Origin of the sequence: Barnesiella sp. B2-R-119 (assembly GCF_023656675.1) — a bacterium.
Classification (GTDB): Bacteria; Bacteroidota; Bacteroidia; order Bacteroidales; family Barnesiellaceae; genus Barnesiella; species Barnesiella intestinihominis.
In genome coordinates, this window is the sequence record NZ_JAMOKL010000004.1 from 321,855 (window position 1) to 342,337 (window position 20,483).

At 46.2% G+C, this 20,483-nt stretch carries 17 protein-coding genes and 1 pseudogene; 8 read left to right on the top strand and 10 right to left on the bottom strand.

From position 1 onward, the window contains the following. Window positions 1–339: 339 nt before the first annotated feature. From NBH06_RS09675 to NBH06_RS09705, 7 genes and pseudogenes are all read right to left on the bottom strand, one after another. Window positions 340–984, bottom strand: a complete 645-nt coding sequence (locus NBH06_RS09675; protein ID WP_337761523.1) for a TatD family hydrolase — start codon at window positions 982–984, stop codon at window positions 340–342. Continuing rightward, a pseudogene (gene yidD, locus NBH06_RS09680) lies at window positions 985–1,203 on the bottom strand (membrane protein insertion efficiency factor YidD); the annotation flags it as partial. It lies immediately after the preceding gene. A 4-nt stretch (window positions 1,204–1,207) separates the two neighbouring features. Further along, window positions 1,208–1,606 (bottom strand): ribonuclease P protein component, encoded by a 399-nt coding sequence (locus tag NBH06_RS09685; RefSeq protein WP_021891761.1) that lies wholly within the window; start codon window positions 1,604–1,606, stop codon window positions 1,208–1,210. An 81-nt stretch (window positions 1,607–1,687) separates the two neighbouring features. Next, window positions 1,688–2,437 (bottom strand): uroporphyrinogen-III synthase, encoded by a 750-nt coding sequence (locus tag NBH06_RS09690; RefSeq protein WP_250794089.1) that lies wholly within the window; start codon window positions 2,435–2,437, stop codon window positions 1,688–1,690. Beyond that, window positions 2,434–3,312: a DUF4271 domain-containing protein gene (locus NBH06_RS09695; RefSeq protein ID WP_250794091.1), complete on the bottom strand. Its 879-nt coding sequence runs from the start codon at window positions 3,310–3,312 to the stop codon at window positions 2,434–2,436. The genes NBH06_RS09690 and NBH06_RS09695 overlap by 4 nt, the downstream gene beginning before the upstream one ends. Window positions 3,313–3,314: 2 nt before the next feature. Beyond that, on the bottom strand, window positions 3,315–3,902 hold the full coding sequence (locus NBH06_RS09700) for an LOG family protein (protein ID WP_008862975.1): 588 nt from the start codon (window positions 3,900–3,902) through the stop codon (window positions 3,315–3,317). A gap of 70 nt (window positions 3,903–3,972) precedes the next feature. Beyond that, a complete protein-coding gene (locus tag NBH06_RS09705; RefSeq protein WP_250794093.1) occupies window positions 3,973–4,983 on the bottom strand; it encodes an NAD-dependent epimerase/dehydratase family protein in 1,011 nt (336 codons plus the stop codon). Window positions 4,984–5,277: 294 nt separating this feature from the next. Here NBH06_RS09705 and NBH06_RS09710 point away from each other — a divergent pair, with 294 nt between their 5' ends. The 3 genes from NBH06_RS09710 to queG are packed head-to-tail and all read left to right on the top strand — an operon-like array spanning window position 5,278 to window position 10,098. Continuing rightward, complete coding sequence (locus NBH06_RS09710; protein WP_250794095.1) at window positions 5,278–8,550, top strand: glycosyltransferase family 117 protein; 3,273 nt, start codon at window positions 5,278–5,280, stop codon at window positions 8,548–8,550. 11 nt (window positions 8,551–8,561) lie between these two features. Then, a complete protein-coding gene (locus tag NBH06_RS09715; RefSeq protein WP_008862972.1) occupies window positions 8,562–9,170 on the top strand; it encodes a polysaccharide deacetylase family protein in 609 nt (202 codons plus the stop codon). Further along, the gene (gene queG / locus NBH06_RS09720; protein WP_250794097.1) at window positions 9,145–10,098 is read left to right on the top strand and encodes a tRNA epoxyqueuosine(34) reductase QueG; all 954 of its coding nucleotides are present in this window, start codon (window positions 9,145–9,147) and stop codon (window positions 10,096–10,098) included. The genes NBH06_RS09715 and queG overlap by 26 nt, the downstream gene beginning before the upstream one ends. 68 nt (window positions 10,099–10,166) lie before the next feature. On the opposite strand, the gene nagB is transcribed toward queG, so the two are convergent. Continuing rightward, entirely contained in the window at window positions 10,167–10,976 is an 810-nt protein-coding gene (gene nagB / locus NBH06_RS09725; RefSeq protein ID WP_046412085.1) for a glucosamine-6-phosphate deaminase, read from the bottom strand. A 179-nt stretch (window positions 10,977–11,155) separates the two neighbouring features. On the opposite strand from nagB, the gene NBH06_RS09730 reads away from it, so the two are divergent. Continuing rightward, a complete protein-coding gene (locus NBH06_RS09730) occupies window positions 11,156–13,138 on the top strand; it encodes a glucosamine-6-phosphate deaminase (protein ID WP_008862969.1) in 1,983 nt (660 codons plus the stop codon). A 1,116-nt stretch (window positions 13,139–14,254) separates the two neighbouring features. On the opposite strand, the gene NBH06_RS09735 is transcribed toward NBH06_RS09730, so the two are convergent. Beyond that, window positions 14,255–15,745 (bottom strand): butyryl-CoA:acetate CoA transferase, encoded by a 1,491-nt coding sequence (locus NBH06_RS09735; protein WP_195492628.1) that lies wholly within the window; start codon window positions 15,743–15,745, stop codon window positions 14,255–14,257. Between the two features lie 57 nt (window positions 15,746–15,802). Then, window positions 15,803–16,291 carry a pseudouridine synthase gene (locus tag NBH06_RS09740; RefSeq protein ID WP_021891768.1) on the bottom strand — a complete coding sequence of 163 codons (489 nt, stop codon included), beginning with the start codon at window positions 16,289–16,291 and terminating at the stop codon, window positions 15,803–15,805. A gap of 259 nt (window positions 16,292–16,550) precedes the next feature. On the opposite strand from NBH06_RS09740, the gene miaB reads away from it, so the two are divergent. From miaB to NBH06_RS09760, 4 genes are all read left to right on the top strand, one after another. Further along, on the top strand, window positions 16,551–17,915 hold the full coding sequence (gene miaB / locus NBH06_RS09745) for a tRNA (N6-isopentenyl adenosine(37)-C2)-methylthiotransferase MiaB (protein WP_155012841.1): 1,365 nt from the start codon (window positions 16,551–16,553) through the stop codon (window positions 17,913–17,915). Window positions 17,916–17,929: 14 nt separating this feature from the next. After that, the gene (locus NBH06_RS09750; RefSeq protein WP_021891770.1) at window positions 17,930–19,120 is read left to right on the top strand and encodes an MFS transporter; all 1,191 of its coding nucleotides are present in this window, start codon (window positions 17,930–17,932) and stop codon (window positions 19,118–19,120) included. Between the two features lie 193 nt (window positions 19,121–19,313). Continuing rightward, on the top strand, window positions 19,314–20,195 hold the full coding sequence (locus NBH06_RS09755) for a cell division protein FtsX (RefSeq protein WP_021891771.1): 882 nt from the start codon (window positions 19,314–19,316) through the stop codon (window positions 20,193–20,195). 14 nt (window positions 20,196–20,209) lie between these two features. After that, window positions 20,210–20,476 carry a DUF3098 domain-containing protein gene (locus tag NBH06_RS09760; RefSeq protein WP_008862963.1) on the top strand — a complete coding sequence of 89 codons (267 nt, stop codon included), beginning with the start codon at window positions 20,210–20,212 and terminating at the stop codon, window positions 20,474–20,476. Window positions 20,477–20,483 lie beyond the last annotated feature (7 nt).

The window sequence follows — 20,483 nt, forward strand, 5'->3', positions numbered from 1 at the left end:
TATTGTTTAACCCCTCCGTCTCTGCGTGCCACCTCCCCTATATGGCTTCGCCACACAGAGGAGGAGTTTAAAGTAACACTCTATTCATTTGTGATGAGCAGAGGGAGGGGCTATTTTACCCCTCTCCTCTATATGGCTAACACAGTTCTCCGTAATGCTACGGGACACGGCAAGGGAGGAGGTGTTAATTAATTAAGAATCAGTCTCTCCTGTGGTTATCGAAAAGAATTTCATTCTCTAAAACTCATCGCTATCCCCACGGATTTTCTACTGAATCGTGATGTGAGTCGAGTCGGTAATACAAGCGAATGATAAGCAGGAGGGAATAGTAGTTTAGTCTTATTGTCGGGATTGCTGGGGAAACGTAAAGATTCGTGAGATGTTTTCCTTTATCGATTTGCGTAATCGGTGAGTCGAGAGATTACGTATGCGTGCCGCTTTCCTATATAGTTTATCGATGGGCATGTTGCCCTCGTCTGTTTCTAAAAACAGGCGGTCGAGTGGTACGGATTTCAAAGATTCGTGGTTGTAATATTCTCCGAAGGAGAGATATAGCCCTTCTCGAATCAGTTGCCCTGCGGTTTCGGGTTTCCCTCTGAATCCGTGTATAATCCACGGTTGTTTAGGTCTTTCTGCTTTATGGATGCGGATTATGTCGTCGTATGCTTTGACGGCGTGTATGACGAGCGGCTTGTGCCACTTTTCAGAGAGATATATGTGATGTTTGAAGTATTCCGATTGTTCTTCATAGCCGACTCCGCTTTTGAGTCTGTCGAGTCCCGTCTCGCCGATCGCCACGACTTGCTCGTTTCGTACGATCGTTTCTAGCAGAGGGAATGTTTCTTTGGAGCGGGAGGTCAGGCTCCACGGGTGCATCCCGACGGAGTAGAACTTTCCCGGTTCGGGGTGGAACTCTTCGGGGGTCGTGCTGATGATGGCTCCGTAGCGGTCGTGGTGCGTGTGAATATCGGTCGGCGTTTTAATCGGGACGGGATCGTAACCGCTACCGCCCCACGGGTGACAGCTCAGGATACGTTTGACGGCCAGCCACAAACCTTTTAACGGGCCGTGTATCTGTATGGCTTCGATAGCATATTGAGAACAGGTGGGTACATATCGGCACGATGGAGGTAGCATGGGGGAAATACATGCCTTATAAAAACGGATAGGAAACAGGAGTATGGCCGATAGCAGTTTTTTCATGATGTCAGGACGGAGTTTGTTGCGATTCTATTTTCCGGGCCAGACGTTCCAGAATTTCAATGACTTTCTTCTCTATAAAATGAAAATCGTTCAGGTTTTTATCGAGGTAAAGAAAGGCTAAATGTGCGGTTCGGCTTTGCCGCGACAGCGGTTCTGTCAGAATCTGCTTGTTGAGCCGATAGGCTTCTCTTATCCGGCGACGCAAATATACCCGTTTGACGGCGCGTTTGAAATTTCGTTTGGGGATATTGATAAAGAAACGTGGCGGAGCGCTTTCGCTGTCGTCTATGCGATAAACGACACGAATCGGATAGACGATAAAAGAACTCCCTTCGGCAAACAATCGGTCGATTGCCGTTCGGCTGCACAACTTTTCGTTTTTGGGGAGTTTGTGGTCGTTCATCGGTTTTGAAAATAAAACCTCATAAGCGCCTCCTTCCGGTAAAAGACGATTATGAGGTTCGGGTTTGGAGTAAGAAAGGGTTTATTTCTTTTTACTTTGTTCTTTTAAGAAGAGGTCTAAGGCTGCGGTCATCGACGGAGCTCCGGGTGACGGAGCCTCGATGTCGAGTCTCAGGCCGGCATCCCGTACGGCTTGTGCCGTAGTGGGGCCGAATGTCCCGATTTTTATGTCGTCTTGTTTGAAATCGGGGAAATTCTTGGTCAGCGATTTGATACCCGACGGGCTGAAAAACAGAAGCATATCGTAATCGAACGGTTCATCGGACCCGAAGTCGTTGCTTACGGTACGGTACATAATGGCCTTCGTATAGTTGATTTTATGCTTCTCTAATACAGAAGTTTGCTCGTTATGTACATCGGAAACCGGGAAGAGGAATTTTTCGCCGGAGTGTTTGAGCAACGAAGGCACTAAGTCGTCCAGCTTTCCAGAGTTCCCGAAGAATATTTTGCGTTTGCGATAGATGATGTATTTCTGTAAATAAAGGGCGATGGCCTCTGTCGTACAGAAGTATTTCATCGTTTCCGGTATGGTAACACGCAGTTCTTCGCACAGACGGAAGAAATGGTCGATAGCGGTGCGTGCCGTGAAAATAACGGCAGTGTACTCGGGTATGGATATTTTCTGCTGTCTGAATTCTTTGGAGGTCAGACCTTCTACTTTGATAAAAGGACGAAAAACGATATTTACACCATATTTTTCTGCAATATCGTAGTAGGGAGATTTTTCGGAACTCGGCTTGGGCTGAGAAACAAGAATTTTCTTAATTTTCAAAGCTGCTGTATTTTTAGTTCGACAAAATTATATATCAATATACTTGATCTATATACCCAAAATAGGGGGGTGATTTCGAGGACACAAAGGTACACAATAAAATAGAATAAATCTAATATATTGCGGTAAAAAATCTTAAACCCTTTATAAATAAACAAGATACGAGAGATTAGATAGATGAGTACCGCTGTGACGAACATGATTTTTTCCAAAGGAGGAATGAAGGTCATCGCGAGTATCGACAAGGCGAGAGGTATGCCTATCAAGGAATTGATCGATACGAAGCTGTCTATCCATTTACGGGTATGTGTGGCATCGGTAAATAACCGCCCGATTCCGGTATAAATCCATTTTTGAAGGTAATAATAACAAAATGCGATGACTCCTCCGCAACAAATCCCTATTCCGATCATTTCGGATAGGGAAGGTATATGCCGACTTACAAGTTCGAATAGGCAGAAGCCTTCGGAGATGAAAGTCATGATCAACAATACGGCCCGGAGTTGGGTTTCTCTCACGGTAGTGTCGTCGAACAGGTTTTGTCTCTCCTTTACGTTGAGCGAATTGCGGAGCACTTCACCCAAATATTTGATTCCTTTTTTGAACGTGAAAGCGAACAGCAAGAAAACAATGAGAACGAGGCTGACGATTACGGGATCGTTCATGGGTGTTTCGGGTATTTTTTCAGACGGGAATCCTTCGGGTATGGCGATTATGGTTTCTTGCAGGTCTTTCAGCGGATCGGTCTCTTTCAAGGGAGTACTTCGCTCGAATCCATGTATATATCGCGGCACGAAAACCTCGGGAGTACCGGCGGGCGACTGGGCTTGCGCGGTATCGGCAGGAATGGCGGTATGTGCGGCGGGGACAGGCATGATTATATGGCTGCGATTTTGCGAATGTTTTTATCCCATACGGGCATGTTTTGAATAGCGTCGACAGCTTCTTGGGGGGTCTGCGCGACTTGCCACATGCGGGCGTGCTCCTGCCTCATGAAGTTTTCGCCGATGGCGTTATGAAGCATCTCTATCAACGGGTTATAATATCCGTCTATGTTCAATATGACGATGGGGTTGAGAAACAGTCCGAGTTGTTTCCATGTGATTATCTCGAAGAGCTCTTCCATCGTTCCGCAACCGCCCGGTAAAGCGATGACGGCATCGGCTTCTTGCGCCATGCGTTCTTTCCGTTCGTGCATGTCGGCGGTTACGATGGTCTCGGTCAAACCTTTATGACACCAACCTTCGTCGATCATAAACCGGGGTATTACACCCAATACTTCGCCTCCGTTTTCGAGAACACTGTCGGCCAGAGTACCCATCAGACCTTGATTGCCGGCGCCGCAAACGCATCGCATTCCGTTTTGTGCGAGAAGCCTGCCTGTTTCGCGGGCGGCTTCGAAGTAACGAGGATTTATTTTAGAGCTGGATGCGCAATAAACGCAAACCGATTTTATCTTTTTCATTGTCACGTATTTGAATCGGTTGCAAAGTTAACGCTTTTTCCCGAAAGAGAACCCTTCGGCATAAGCGACGTTATAACCATTTGTTTTCGCGATACCATTTCACGCATTCGTTTACGCCTCGTTCCAAGCTGTATTGCGGGGAAAAACCGAGCTCGTTTTGAGCATCCGAAATGTCGCAAATCCAGTTGCGTTGTTTCATGATACGGAATTTATCCCGATTTAATGTGCTGGTTTTTCCCAGCACGATAGCTCCTTTTTCGGCAATGACCGATACGACCCAAAGCAACCACTCCGGAATTTTGACGGGGACAACCCTGCGCTTTCCCAAAGCGGTCGCTACATATCGGCGAAACTGGGACGAAGTGTATGCTTTTCCTTCCGAGAGGAAGTACCCCCGCCGAACGACTCCCCGGTCTATGGCTTTGAAGATAGCTTGTACCAAATCTTTCACGTAAATGAAGGTGATGAGTTGGGGTTTGAACCCGACGATGAAATCGAATCCGTATTTGATACTTTTCATCATCAGGTAGTAATCTCGCTCATAGGGGCCATATACTCCGGTGGGACGCATGACCACGTAGGGGAATCCTTCCAACGATTCTAAATGTCGCTCGGCTTTCAGCTTGCTTTTTCCGTATCGGGTATTGGGGTGAGGAGTGTCGGTGGGGCGTATGGGGGTGAAGTTCTTTTCGTCGCCGACTCCCCACGCTCCGAGGCTGCTCGTCATGATGAATTGTTTAGGAACCATTTCTGTTTCGACGAGGGCCTCGGTGAAATTTTTCACAAAGCCGTAGTTGATTCGATCGAAGTCATTGGGATTTTTGCATTTTGTAACCCCCAGATTATAAACGATGTAGTCCCATGCTCCGTATTCCCCTTTATGCGATAGTAGTTGGTCGGTAAGAATTTTTTTGTTACCGTAATTGAAGTCGATAAAACGAATTGCGGGGTCGGAAAGATGTTCGCGAGAAGTCGTTTTGCGTACACCCGCCCAAGTTTCGTACCCTCGCGACAGCGCCTCTTCGACGATAAATCCGCCGATGAAACCGCCGGCTCCGGTAATCAAAATTTTCATGCTCATAAACGCTGTTTGTTTGTGCGTGTAAAAGTAATAAGAAACCTTGTAAAAGGGATTAGAGAGATGGTTATTTTGTGAAATATAGCCGATAAACTATTATAAAAAGTTTATAAAGAGGGGAGATTGACAATCTTTGTTATCTTTGCAATATTTTTGTGGCCGGAATGTGAAAATGACCCGGATTTCGATGATTGACGAAATGGATTTGTTTTTGCCGTCGGGCGTGTAGTCTTTGTCGCAGATTACAAGGATCCGAGGCTTTCGGTCGAGATGAAAGGAAAAAATTATATATAGCAAATGAAACGGTACAAATTACTGAACAATGTTTTGGGGTGGGCAGTCTTCGTTATCGCGGCGGTTACCTATATCCTTACTTTGGAATCCACGGCCAGTTTTTGGGACTGTGGCGAATTTATAGCATCGGGTTATAAGTTGGAAGTGGGTCACCCGCCGGGTAATCCCATATTTATGTTGACGGCGCGATTTTTTGCCAATTTTGCGTCTTCTCCTTCCGAGGTCGCCTATATGGTAAACCTTATGTCGGGGTTGTTAAGCGCAGCCACCATACTGTTGTTGTTCTGGACGATCACCCGTTTGGCGCAGAAGATCGTTTTGCGTGATGGAGAGACAGAGGAGACGATGTCGCTCGGGCAGATGATTGCAATTCTCGGTTGCGGTTTGGTAGGAGCTTTGGCCTATGCGTGGTCCGATACATTTTGGTTCTCGGCGGTGGAAGGCGAGGTCTATGCCTATTCGTCGTTCTGTACCGCATTGGTGTTTTGGCTTATCCTCAAATGGGAAAGCGTGGCCGACCTGCCGCATGCCAACCGTTACATTATTTTGATAGCCTATATCATAGGAGTTTCGATTGCGGTTCACCTGTTGAATCTTTTGTGTATCCCGGCCATCGTATTGGTTTATTATTACCGTAAGTATAAAAATACCGATTTAAAGGGCTCTTTAATTGCCCTGTTGGTATCGTTCGTGTTGATCGTGCTTCTGCTTTACGGTTTGGTCCCGGGTTTTGTCGAGGTTGCCGGTTGGGTCGAATTGTTGTTCGTCAATGTTTTCCACTTGCCGTTCAACAGCGGAGTGGTTTTTTATTTCTTCCTCATTGTCGGGGTTATCGCTTGGGCCATTTATGAGACGTATGCACAACGCAGCGATAAGCTCATCAAGATTTCGTTTTTGATAAGTATCGTATTGGTGGGTATTCCTTTTATCGGCGACGGGTATATTATCGGTATTATCCTTACGGCAGTGTTGGCCTATTATTTGTTTACTCGTAAAAAGCTGGCGGTAGTCGCCATGAATACGATATTGTTGTCGTTGTTCGTTATTTTTATCGGTTATTCTTCATATGCGCTGATTGTGATTCGTTCGACGGCCAATACCCCGATGGATCAAAATTCGCCCGAAGATATATTTAGTTTGGGCGGTTATCTCAACCGCGAACAGTATGGCGACAGGCCTTTGTTCTATGGACAGACTTTCCCGGCCGAAATCGCTCGTGATGCCAACGGGACTGCCATATCGACAAAGGGCAAAGCCATTTGGAAGAAAAAACTGAAAACATCGGAGAACGAGTCAGACCGTTATATAGTCACCGGATATAACGAACATTACGAGTATCAACCCGAGTTGAACATGCTGTTCCCGCGTATGTATAGCGATAAATCGGAACATATATCGGCATATAAAGAGTGGACTAATTTTAAAGGTCGTCCGGTACAGGTGAGAACTTCCGAAGGAACCAAAACGGTCATGAAACCCACTTTTGCCGAGAATCTTGCTTTCTTCCTCGATTATCAGTTGAACTACATGTATTGGCGTTATTTCATGTGGAACTTCGCCGGACGGCAAAACGATATACAGGGGCATGGAGAGGTGCAAAACGGAAATTGGATCAGTGGCTTCAATTTTATCGACAAGCATATTGCGGGAGACCAGACCAATCTGCCCGACGATTTGAAGAATAATGCAGGGCGTAACGTCTTTTATATGCTGCCCCTTTTGTTGGGTCTGATCGGGTTGTTCTATCAGGCATTTTCCGGTAAGAAAGGTATCGAAAGTTTTTGGGTGACGTTCTTCCTGTTCTTCATGACCGGTATAGCGATTGTGATTTATTTGAATCAAACCCCCTATCAGCCTCGTGAACGGGATTATGCCTACGCCGGTTCGTTCTATGCGTTCGCTATCTGGATAGGATTGGGTGTCGCGGCCGTGTGGAGAGGATTGAATTATCTGTTGAAAACGACCGACGAAAAACCCGTGAGTGCGATTACCGCTGCTGTGGCTGCGCTGCTATGTTTGTGTGTGCCCTTGCAGATGGTAAGCCAGACGTGGGACGACCACGACCGTTCGGGACGATATGTTTGTCGCGATTTCGGTATGAACTATCTGTCGAGTGTCGATGAAAACGGTATCATCTTTACCAATGGCGATAACGATACTTTCCCCTTGTGGTACGTGCAGGAGGTGGAAGGGTATCGCACCGATGTAAGGGTTTGCAATTTGTCTTATTTACAGACCGACTGGTATATCGACCAGATGAAACGTCCGGCCTACGAATCGGCGCCGCTGCCCATTTCGGCCGATGAGTCGAAATACGCTTATGACGTGCGTTCCTATAATTATGTAATCAATCGGTTGGCCGATTCTATTACGGTAAGCGATGGATTGGACTATTTGTATAGCGATGAGGATTGGACGAAAGATGTTCCCGGATACGGAAAGTTGAACCATTTACCCACGAACAAGCTCTATATCCCGGTAAACGCCGATGCGGCTGTCGCTTCGGGTACGGTAGCGCCTGAGTTGAAAGATAGTATCGTTTCTCGCATTGTTCCCGATTTTACCAATAAGCGGGGTTTTACGATGAGCGAAATAGCTTCGTTGGACATTATCAACACCAATGCCATGCAGGGTTGGAAACGTCCGGTTTATTTTGCCGTGACGGTGGGTAGCAGTTACTATTTGGGCTTGGAGGATTATTTCTCCCGTACCGGACTGGCTTATCAGGTCGTTCCTTTGAAAGGCGTTTCCAACAACATCGATACGGATAAGATGTATGACAATATGGTCAATAAATTCCGTTGGGGAGGAATCGATAAAGCAACTCCCGAGCACCCGTTATATCTCGACGAGAATGTGCGTCGCATGTGCAACACGCATCGCATGATGTTCGGCGATTTGGTCGTTCAACTCATTGCCGAAGGGAAAACCGATAAGGCATTGACCGCACTGGATTTGATTATGGAGAAGATTCCGGGTTGGCAAGTGACTCACGACCTTACCTCCGTTTCGCTGGCGCAGTCCTATCTCGATTTGGGAGAGAAAACGAAAGGCGAGGCTTTGTTGACCGAGATACTCGACAATTCGGCCGGATACCTGAATTGGTATAAAGACTTGACTTCCGGTCAGCTTCGTTCCGTAGGAAACGACTATCAGAAACATTTGTATATCGTCCATACGATACACGAAATGAGTGTATCTTACGGGTTACCCGAATTGCAGAAAAAGATAGAAGACCGATTTGCCATTCAAGATCCGATTCTCTCTCGATATTAGTCGTACTTGTTATGTTTATAGAGCAACCCCCGTTTTTTTATCGCATGTTGTTTCCCGAAACGATTTGGCGTATACCGGGAGATAAAAAGACCGTATATCTCACTTTCGATGACGGTCCCATTCCGCAAGTTACTCCGTGGGTTCTCGATGTACTCGATTACTACGAGGTGAAAGCTACGTTTTTTTGTGTCGGTGACAATGTCGCGCGTAATCCCAATCTGTTTCAGGTGATCAGGGACAGAGGGCATCAAGTGGGGAATCATACGATGAATCACGTGAAGGGAATGTCGATGTCTCCCGAAAAATACGTGCGGAATGTCATGAATGCTCACGACCTTATTCAAAGTCGGTTGTTTCGCCCTCCTCATGGTCACATGCTACCCGGACAAGCCAAATTGTTGAAGAAAGATTTCAGCATTATCATGTGGGACGTCGTGACGCGCGATTACAGTAATAAATTGTCGGGTGAGCAGGTGTTCGGCAATGTGAAACGTTATGCCCGCAATGGTTCCATCATCGTGTTTCACGATTCGATTAAGGCAGAGCGAAACTTGCACTATGCGTTGCCGAGGACGATAAATTGGCTTAGAGAGAATGGCTTCTTGTTCAAAACCCTCTGAATGGCGTGAGATCATACGAAACGAAGCTTTGCGTATCGGTTTCGATGCCTGTGGTTTCGCAAGGGTGGAAGAGGTCGATGTCGATATGCGCGATAGCTACCGGCAGTGGCTCGCTTCCGGGAAACAGGCGCAAATGGGTTATTTGGACAATTATGTGGAGTTGAGGGATAATCCGGCGTTGTTATATCCCGGAGCCCGCACGATGATTTGTGTGGCACTCAACTACTATCCGGTTCGCTTTCAGTCTGGTGAAAGTCCCCGGTTCGCTTATTATGCCTATGGTTGGGATTATCACGATGTGATGCGGGATAAGCTGAGGCAGTTGGCCGTTTTTGTTTCGTCCTATTCTGGGGATACGGGGAGGGTCTGTTGCGATACGGCTCCGGTGCGGGAACGTTATTGGGCGGTTCGTGCAGGTCTCGGCTTTATCGGGAAAAATGCCCAGTTGATTATTCCCGGTAAAGGCTCTTTCTTCTTCTTGGGAGAATTGATAACTTCTTTGGACCTTCCCCCCGATAGTCCGGTCGTTGCTCGATGCGGCGATTGTTCTCGTTGTATAGACAGTTGTCCCACCGGTGCGTTGTGCGCTCCGGGGAGTGTGGATGCCCGTCTGTGCATCTCTTGTCAAACCATCGAGAACAAGGGGGATATAGCTCCTTTCGTAGCCGATAGAATGGGCGATCGGGTATATGGATGCGATACCTGCCAGCAATGTTGCCCGTGGAATAAATCGGCTCGACCTTCTGTGCATCACGAATTTGCACCCAGCGAAGAATTTCTTGCTCTCGATGCTTCCCGATTCGAAACGATGACACCCGATGATTTCAATCGGATATTTCGCCATTCGGCTGTCAAAAGAGCTAAGTATGCCGGACTGAAACGAAATTTCGAGATTTGGAAGAAAAACAGAAAGTCCCCCATAGAATGATGTTATGTATAAATTAAGAGAGGCTTCGCCACGGCGAAGCCTCTCTTATTATGTGATTGAGACAAGTCTTATAGTAAGCTGTCAGGGTCGAGGTTGTTTTTCTCGATGTCGAGGAAATACTTGTAAGTACCCACCTTCAATTCGGCCGTTGCGGCGTCGTCGCAGACAATGATGCTTTTGGGGTGCATTTGCAGAGCCGTGATCGTCCACATTTGGGAAATGCCGCCTTCTACGCCTTGTTGCAAGGCTTTGGCTTTGTTGTGCCCGTTAACGATGATAAGGACATTCCGGGCCGACATGATAGTACCGACACCTACGGTGAGAGCCGTTTTGGGAACAAGATGGGTATCGCCTCCGAAGAAACGGGAGTTGGCGATAATTGTGTCTTGGGTCAGTGTTTTTACGCGGGTGCGTGACGTTAACGAAGAACCCGGTTCGTTAAAAGCGATATGACCGTCGGGACCTACACCGCCGAGGAACAGTTCGATACCCCCGTAAGATGCTATTTTGGCTTCATAGCGGGCGCATTCTTCTTCGGGATCGGCAGCGTTGCCGTTGAGTATATTCACGTTTTCCGGGCGAATATCGATGTGGGAGAAGAAATTGCTCCACATGAACGTATGGTAACTTTGTTCGTGGTCTTCGGGCAGATTGCAATATTCGTCCATATTGAAAGTCACGACATTACGGAACGAAACGACACCTTTACGGTTCAATTCTATCAAATGTTTATACATGCCCAGAGGCGACGACCCTGTGGGAAGACCCAGTACGAAAGGTTTATCCTCTGTCGGTTTGAACTTATTGATGCACGATACCACATAATTAGCGGCCCAACGAGAAACGGCATCATAGGTTGGTTCGATAATCAGTCTCATGATTTGTATATAATTTTAGCTTTCCCCAAAAGTAATCATTTTTTGGGAAGTACAGATGTGTATATGAAAATTTTGTGTATTTTTCTAAAAATCGAAAGTGATTCCGTGATTTTTTACCTTTTTTGTGTAGAAAAAGTGTAAAGGAATCATTAAGTTTGTAACTTAAAAAAACTATCGCGATGAAAACAAATCTAAGTTCTCAGATTAAACTGGATCGGATACCCAAAAGGTATTATGCTCCTGATGGTGAGTTGGAACTTGCGGCTCTTACACGAGACGAGAAAGTTTACACCAAAATCTTCGAAGGCTCTGAGGAAGGGTCGGTGTATGTAGCTCATGACGTAGCGGAATTGATACAGAAATGCAAGGCAGAGCATCGTCATTGTGTGCTCGCTTTGGGTTCGGGTGTCGGTACTCACGCCGTTTATGCCGAATTGGTACGCATGTATCAGGCCGGCGAAGTCAGTTTCTCGAATGTCATAGTATTCAATATCGGGGAATATTATCCTTTGGCAGAAGGAGCTCCCGGGACGATGAGCCTGTTGAAAGAGCTGTTGCTCGACAAGGTGAATATCGATCCCGAGAATATTCATTCGCCCGGTAAGTTGGTATCGAAAGAAGATGTGTACCAGTATTGTAAAAATTACGAAGAAGAAATAGAGGCTTGCGGTGGTATCGATTTAGCTTTGTGCGAGATCGGTGCGGTCGGAAATCTGGCATTTAACGAACCGGGTTCGCAGCTCAACTCTTCCTGCCGTCTGATGCTGCTCGGTAGCGATGCTCGCCACATGGCATCGTCGCAGTTCAATTCGAGCGAGAATGTTCCCCGCAGCGCCGTTACGTTGGGTATATCCAATTTGATGTCGGCTCGTCGTATCGTTTGTGTCGCTTGGGGTGAAAATAAGGCCAACATCGTGAAACGCACGATCGAAGGTGACATTACCGATTTGATACCCTCTTCGTTCCTGCAAACTCACCGTCGGGCGAAAATCGTACTCGATTTGTCGGCTGCCGAGGCTTTGACGCGTATCAGTCGTCCGTGGCTGGTAACGTCGTGCGAATGGGACGAGAAGCTCATTCGTCGGGCTATCGTTTGGCTATGCAAGGTGACAGGAAAACCCATCTTGAAATTAACCGACAAAGATTACAACGACAATGGATTGAGCGAATTGGTAGCCCTTTTTGGCTCGGCTTATAATGTCAATATCCGCATCTTCAATTCGTTACAACACACGATTACCGGTTGGCCCGGAGGAAAACCCAACGCCGACGATACATTCCGTCCGGAGCGTGCCAAACCTTATCCCAAACGAGTGATCGTATTCAGTCCGCACCCCGATGACGATGTGATTTCGATGGGCGGCACACTCAAACGATTGGCCGACCAGAAACACGATGTACACGTGGCATACGAAACTTCGGGTAATATCGCTGTGGGTGACGAAGATATGATGCGTTACATCATGTTGATCGACAACATTGCCAAGAAATTCAAATTCGATACTCCCGAGCTTTTGAAGAAAAGCAACGAGATACATAAATTCATCGGTAAGAAGAAAGACGGGGAATCCGATACGCCCGATATTCGTTTCATCAAGACGATGATTCGTCAAGGCGAGGCACGTACGGCATGTAACTATATCGGTATTAAACCGCAGAACGTACACTTCCTCAACCTGCCGTTCTATGAGACCGGAACCATTAAAAAAGGCGATCTCTCCGAAGCCGATATACAAATTGTAAAAGATTTGATCGAATCGGTAAAACCCCATCAGATTTTCGTTGCCGGCGATTTGGCCGACCCGCACGGAACTCACAAAGTTTGTCTCGATGCCGTCCTTGCCGCTATCGATGAAATCAAGGACGAAGATTGGATGAAAGATTGCCGCATTTGGATGTACCGTGGCGCATGGGCCGAATGGGAAATCGACCATATCGAAATGGCCGTTCCTCTTAGCCCCGAGGAATTGCGTCAGAAACGTAACTCTATCCTCAAACACCAGTCGCAGATGGAGAGTGCTCCTTTCTTGGGAGATGACGAACGTCTGTTCTGGCAACGTGCCGAAGACCGCAACAAAGCTACGGCCGATCTTTATGCCAGCTTAGGGTTGGCTTCGTACGAGGCCATAGAGGCTTTTGTGGAATATCATCCCATTCGATAGTTTAAGGGTTATCTTAATATATGAAGAAGGAGGAAGCTGTCCGCTTCCTCCTTCTTCTTTGATGGGCGTTTTGGTTTCGTTCAATTCCAAGTTTCTATCCGGTACGACTGACAATATGGGTAATCAGTAGGTTTTGTCCTTTAAATCTTCTCCTTGTTGTGTTTTACGGCATTGCTGGATTTCACACTCCTCTTAGAATGGCGGGAGTGTGACACCATTAGTGTGGTTTTTCAAACCTCTTCTTTTATGTTTTGCGGCAAAACTCAGGACACCTTCGATAATAGGAGCGTGGTGTATCTCCCTCTTCCCCTGTCCGTGTCCCGTAGTATTGTGGGGTGTTCCTGCAAGGAATATAGGGGGAGTGCCACAGGGCGAGGGGGTTAAAATCTGATACAAACAGCCTGACGAAATAGTGTTTTTCAACCTCTCCGTCACTACGTGGCTAATGCAATAGGGTACGAAGGGTAAACGCAATCTATCTTATTCGCTAAGACAATGCGGTGAGAGGGAGTTAAAACTCCTCCCCCTGTGTTTTGTTGGCCAACAAAATATAGGGGAGGTGTCACGTAGTGACGGAGGGGTTAATTCTACAAAAATACTATATGCCATCTTTCCAACCCCTCTCCTCGTCGCTACCGCTCCTCTGTCTCTCCCCTATATTTTGCGTTGCAAAACACAGGGGAGAAGGGTGAATACCTTCAACAGCAGGAACAGGGTAGTATATATATCTCTTCCCCTGCCGTGTCCCGTAGTATTGTGGGGCACGGCAATGGAGGAGGTTTAATTAAGCAAGAATCAACCTCTCCCAAAAGTCTGGAATGTGGTTAGCGACAAGAATTTTAGCGATAAAAATCGTGGCTGCTCACACTGACTTACTATTGTGCCGTTGTCAGACTCTGTGGCTTCCGGTTGATTTGCTGTGGTAATGTCGGTTTTCTGCTTTTTCCATTGCAGACAAGCCGTTAAGAGTATTGAAAGTAATAAAACGAGGATAATATCGTGGTCGTTTAATACGAGAGTCGTGTTTTCATGTATTTGTACAGAGGTGGTCGAATAGAAAAAACGTAAGTGGAAGCAAGCATTATGCTTGCTTCCACTTACGGATCCTAAATAGATTTATTCGTAATCGGCCCAATTGGTAAGAGCCATGTCACCCGATTTCAAAAATTCGTTGTGGAATGCGAATGCGGCGTTCAGGCGGTGAGGCGTGTGCCCTTTACCCAGTTTAAGGTAATCCCATAACAGTTCTTTGTACATGGGGTGAGCACAGTTTTCGATAATGGCGTGAGCCCGTTGAATGGGCGATTTCCCTCTCAAATCGGCGACACCTTGTTCGGTAATGAGTACCTGTACCGAGTGTTCGCTGTGGTCGAGGTGCGATACCATAGGGACGATGGCGCTTATCTTTCCGCCTTTGGCTGTCGAAGGGCAAGTAAATATCGACAGATAAGCGTTGCGTGTGAAGTCGCCCGAGCCGCCTATGCCGTTCATCATCTTGGTTCCTGTGACGTGCGTGGAGTTTACGTTACCGAAGATATCCGCTTCGAGAGCTGTATTCATTGTAATCAGTCCCAGACGGCGTACGACTTCGGGGTTGTTGGTGATTTCTCCCGGACGAAGTATGATTTTGTCGTGGAAGAATCCGATATTTTGGAATACCTCGTTTAACTTGTCGTCGCTCACGGTGAGGGAGCAGCTGCTGGCGAATTTACATTTTCCCTCTTTCATCAAATCGATAACGGCATCCTGTACGACTTCGGTGTACATTTCGAAGGCTGGAATGTCGGGATTCGAACCTAAGCAGGCCAAAACAGCGTTGGCGATGTTTCCTACACCCGACTGCAAAGGTAGGAACTGGGGAGGAATCAAGCCCGATTTTAATTGTTGTGCGAGGAAGTTGCAGACATTGTTTCCTATCTTCATGGTAACCTCATCTACCGGAGCGAATGGTTTCACACCGTCTCGTTTGTCGCTTTCGACGATACCGATGATTTTTTTCGGGTCTACTTTGATAACAGGTACACCGATACGATCGCTCGGTTTATAGATGGGAATTTCCCGACGATAGGGCGGGTCCAATGGTTGATATATATCGTGCATGCCACGCAGCTCTTTGGGATCATGGTGGTTCAACTCGATAATTATTTTTTCGGCCAGAGAGCAGAAAGTCGGTGTGGCGCCTACACCGGGTCCTAATAAAATTTCGCCGTCGGGAGTCACATCGGTCGCTTCTATGACGGCGACATCTACTTTACCGAGAAATCCGTAACGAAGGGTTTGCGCAAGGTGAGACAAGTGTAAATCGAAATAGGCGATTTCGTTGTTGTTGATCGCTTCGCGTGAGTCCTTGTGTGATTGATAAGGCGTACGGCTTTTGATTGCTTTTGCCCGACTTAAAGCACCGTCGATGTAATCACTGGTCGATGCTCCTGTATAAACTCCGATTTGGAAAGGGCGACCTGCGGCATGCTCTGCTTCTGCTTTTTTTGCAAGAGCGACGGAAACTACTTTGGGAGTTCCTGCTGCGGTAAATCCGCTGAATCCGACATTGTCGTTGTGATGAATGAATTCAGCCGCTTCTTCTGCGGTGATAAATTTAAATGCCATATCTACGAAAAATTTTGTTGTTTTTGAGAAATTTCAAGGTTAAGGTTTTTATCTGGTTCAATATTTTCGATTTAGAATTTCCGATGCGATAACGGCTTTACGCCAATCTATGTCCTTTACATCGATAGGGTTCTCTCCGGCAGTATCGTAATCGGTGTGCTGTAACGATGTTATAGGCGGCACGGTATGAGTAAAAACCGCTACACCTTCTTTCTCCGGCATTGTGGAGGGGATTATCGGTTCCGGCGTTTTTTCTGCCGGTCTTTCGAGTATTTGTGTCTGTGGCTTTTTCTTGGCTTTTGGGATATAGTCGTCTTCCTGCTCTGCTTCTTCTTTCGCTTTCCGCAGCTCTTTGAATATATCGTCTATGGTCAAAGTCCGAGTTTCGCCCCACGGTTCATCGGTCGTCTCATGGGATTCGGTATCTTGTAGAGGTCGTTCTCCCTGCTGGTTTTTAACCTCTTGTTTCTTTTTTGATCCCAGGGCGTTAATAGCGATAATGACCAAACTGATGATTATGGTGACGATTATCTCTGAAAAATCCATCTCTTTTTTGTAATTTTGTCCTCAAATATAGAGTTTTATTGAGAATCTTCCAAATTTTAGGACTCTATAAATAACTAAGAGCTGTTTCTCAACAACTCTTAGCCGATTTAACCTAAACCTTAACTATGAAAAAATTTCATGTAATGTGTATGCAAAGAAAAACAATATTTTTTAAAAAACAAATTTTAATGATAAAAATATTACTTTTCTGAACGAATTTTTTATAAATTAAAATTAAACGAAAGAAAAAACAGATAGAATGAAAAATATATCGGATAAAGATACTTTTGAAAAAAGAGAAGAGAAGAAACTGTTTATAGAGACTTATGGCTGTCAGATGAATGTGGCCGACAGCGAAGTGGTCGCTTCGATTATGCAGATGGCAGGCTATACGCTTTGCGATACGATCGAAGACTCCGATGCCATATTTGTCAATACCTGTTCCATTCGGGATAACGCCGAGCAAAAGGTCCTTTCGAGATTGTCCTATTTTCAATCGTTGCGTAAACATAAGAAATCTTTGGTGATAGGGGTTTTGGGTTGTATGGCCGAAAGGGTTCGCGAACAGTTGATTACCGAAAACGGCGTAGATCTCGTGGTCGGTCCCGATTCGTATCTCGATTTACCTAACTTGGTCGGAGCTGCCGAACGGGGAGAAAAAGCCGTGAATGTGGAGCTTTCCACGACCGAGACCTATCGGGAGGTTATACCTTCCCGTATCGGTCATAACCGTATTTCGGGATTCATTTCGATTATGCGAGGGTGCAATAATTTTTGCTCCTATTGTATAGTCCCGTACACACGCGGTCGTGAGCGTAGCCGCGAGCCCGAAAGTATTCTCGGCGAGTTGGCCGACTTGAAAATCAAGGGTTTTAAAGAGGTGACTTTGTTGGGACAAAACGTAAATTCCTATCGATATGAACGTCCCGATGGGACTGTTGTCGATTTTCCGGCACTGTTGGCGTTGGTGGCGCAGTCGGCAGAAGGTATGAGAGTACGTTTCACGACCTCCCACCCTAAGGATATGAGCGACGAGACTCTGAGAATTATCGCTGCTTACCCCAATGTGTGCCGTCACATACACCTTCCGGTGCAGTCGGGGAGCAATCGCATTTTGAAGTTGATGAATCGGAAATATACGAGGGAATGGTATCTCGACCGTATTGCCGCTATTCGCCGTATTTTACCCGATTGCGGCATTACGACCGACATGTTCAGCGGATTTCACTCCGAAACCGATGCCGATTTTGAAGAGACTCTCGATTTGATGCGAGAGGTGGGATTCGACTCCTCGTTTCTTTTCAAATACTCCGAACGCCCCGGAACGTATGCCTCCAAACACTTGCCCGACGATATTCCCGAGGAAATGAAAATTGCTCGTTTGCAACGTATGATCGATTTGCAGAACGAGCTTTCTCTCGAAAGCAACCGCAAGGATATCGGCAAAGAGTTCGAGGTTTTGGTAGAAGGTTTTTCAAAACGTTCGCGCGAACAGTTGTTCGGTCGCACATCGCAGAATAAGGTTGTTGTTTTCGATAAAGGTAGTCATCGCATAGGAGAGTTTGTCCGGGTAAAAGTGAACGATGCATCGTCGGCCACTCTGTTGGGCGAGGCGCTTGAATAAAATGAAAAAAGTCGATGGAAAAGGTTGTTCGTGAGAAATTGTGGACACATAGCTTCTGTGCGGTGGCTGCCGGGAATTTCCTGCTTTTTTTTGCTTTTTATTTGTTGTTGCCTGTTTTGCCCATGTATTTGAGCGAAGCGTTCGCAGCAAGCCGTTCGACGGCAGGATTCATATTGTCTTCCTATACCATCACGGCGCTGATGATACGTCCGTTCGCCGGGTATATGGTCGATACCTTTCCCCGTAAAAAACTGCTGCTTATCTGCTATTTCACTTTTCTCCTTTTTTTCGGGGGATATCTGTTGGCCGGTACGCTCTTGTTATTCGCCATTATTCGTGCCGGGCACGGGATAGCGTTCGGGCTTCTTACCGTATCCAATAGCACGGTGGCTATCGATGTCATGCCGTCGTCCCGTAGGGGCGAAGGCATAGGATATTACGGAGTAAGCAACAATTTGGCTATGGCCGTCGGGCCTACGTTGTCGCTTTATATTCACGATTCTTTTGCCAATTTCGATTATATATTTTTGCTTTCGATGGTTTCTGCCACGATCGGGCTGATATGCGTTTCGACTATTCGAATGCCCTATCGCCGCGAGCCGATACTTGAAAAGCCGCCGGTTTCGCTCGACCGTTTCCTGCTTTTGAAGGGAATGCCCGAGGCTTTGACGCTTATATTTTTCTCGTTCAGTTACGGTGTGCTTTCCACCTATCTTGCTGTCTATGGTAAAGAAGAGTTGGGTATCGATTCGGGAGCTGGTTTTTTCTTTGTTTTGTTGGCCGTAGGGTTGATTTTGTCGAGGCTCACTTCGGGCCGTTGGCTTAACCGGGGATATGTCACCCGTAATATCCTTGTCGGCATGTTGCTCTCTTTGCTGGGCTATCTGATTTTTGTAGCCGTGCGTAATGAATGGGGGTACTATGGGGCGGCTGTTATTTTGGGGTTGGGCTATGGCTGTATTTGTCCGGCCTATCAGACCATGTTTATCAATCTGGCTCCCAATAATCAACGGGGAACAGCCAATTCCACCTATCTTACCGCTTGGGATTTAGGGGTTGGGCTGGGTGTTCTCATCGGTGGACAGATAGCCGAAGTATCGAATTATGCAACGGTCTATGCGACGGCTTGTGTGTTGTGTGCCATAGGGTATGTACTCTTTAAAATGAAAACGGCGGCGCATTTCGAAAATCATAAGTTGAGATAGAATTTATTAAAATATGTGAATAAAAGAAGCGAATTCAACGATATAGACTTTATTTTGCATAAAATTTGGGCTAAAACTATCCTTTTGCTTTCCGATATGAAAAAAAAGAGAGGGGATAATGATGTCGAAATAGTTATTAACAGAGGTTCTTTCCCTCATAAAAAGGTGCATCGATTTGGTAAAAAAGAGAGATATGAACAATAAGGCTTCTTTCAGCAAACGGATTTCTTTTCTGAATGCCCGAATGACTTCGACATTGAGCGTTTCATTGGTTCTTTTTATCTTGGGGATTATGGTTTTGATGGGATTTTTAGCGACTAATCTATCCCGTCATGTCAAAGAAAACATAGGTTTCTCCATTGTCTTGAACGAATCGGCCGGCGAGCGTCAGGTGCATCAACTGCAAAGAATGCTCGAACGTTCCAAATATGTGAAGGCGGCGCAGTATATATCGAAGGAAGATGCCTTGAAAGAGGTGATGATCGAGTTGGGAGAAAATCCCGAGGACGTGTTGGGAGTCAATCCGCTTCAATCGTCTATTGAGGTTAAATTGAAAGCCGATTATGCCAATACCGACAGTTTGGCCGTCATTGAAAAAAATCTCCGTGGACAAGTAATCGTCAGCGATATTCTTTATCAGAAAGACCTTATCCAGTCGGTCAATGACAATATGAGTCGTATAGGACTGGTGTTATTGGCATTGGCGATAGTTCTCATGCTCATTTCGTTTGCGTTGATAAGCAATACGATTCGATTAGGAGCTTACTCCAAGCGTTTTCTTATCCACACGATGAAACTGGTGGGGGCTACACCGGCATTCATTCGTCGGCCCTTTATCGTTTCCAATGTGATCAACGGTATCGTTGCATCGGTAATAGCTATGTTGTTGCTTTCGGGTTGCATATATTATCTGATGTCCGAGATGGAGAACTTCACGACCCTGCTGTCTGTTCCCATGATGGTATTGGTCTTTTTGTCGGTTTTGATTTTAGGGATTATCTTAACGGCGGTTTCGGCTTATTGGGCTGTTAATCGTTATATTCGTATGGATAGAGATGACCTGTATTATATTTGAAAAAACTTTTATGTATGGAATCTAAGAAAATGAAATCTGAGTCCGTTGTTCCGGGAGAGCAAAAGAAAACGGAGTTTGCCCTCGGCAAGACTAATATTATACTTATAGCTGTGGCGTTCGTTGTGATCGTCGTCGGTTTCCTGCTTATGCTGGGGCCCGGTACTACACCGGAGGCCTATAACCCCGATATATTTAGTTTCCGTCGTATCGTGTTGGCGCCCGGTATAGCTTTTGCAGGTTTCGTTTTCATGGTCTATGCGATCATGCGTAATTCGAAATAATATCGTT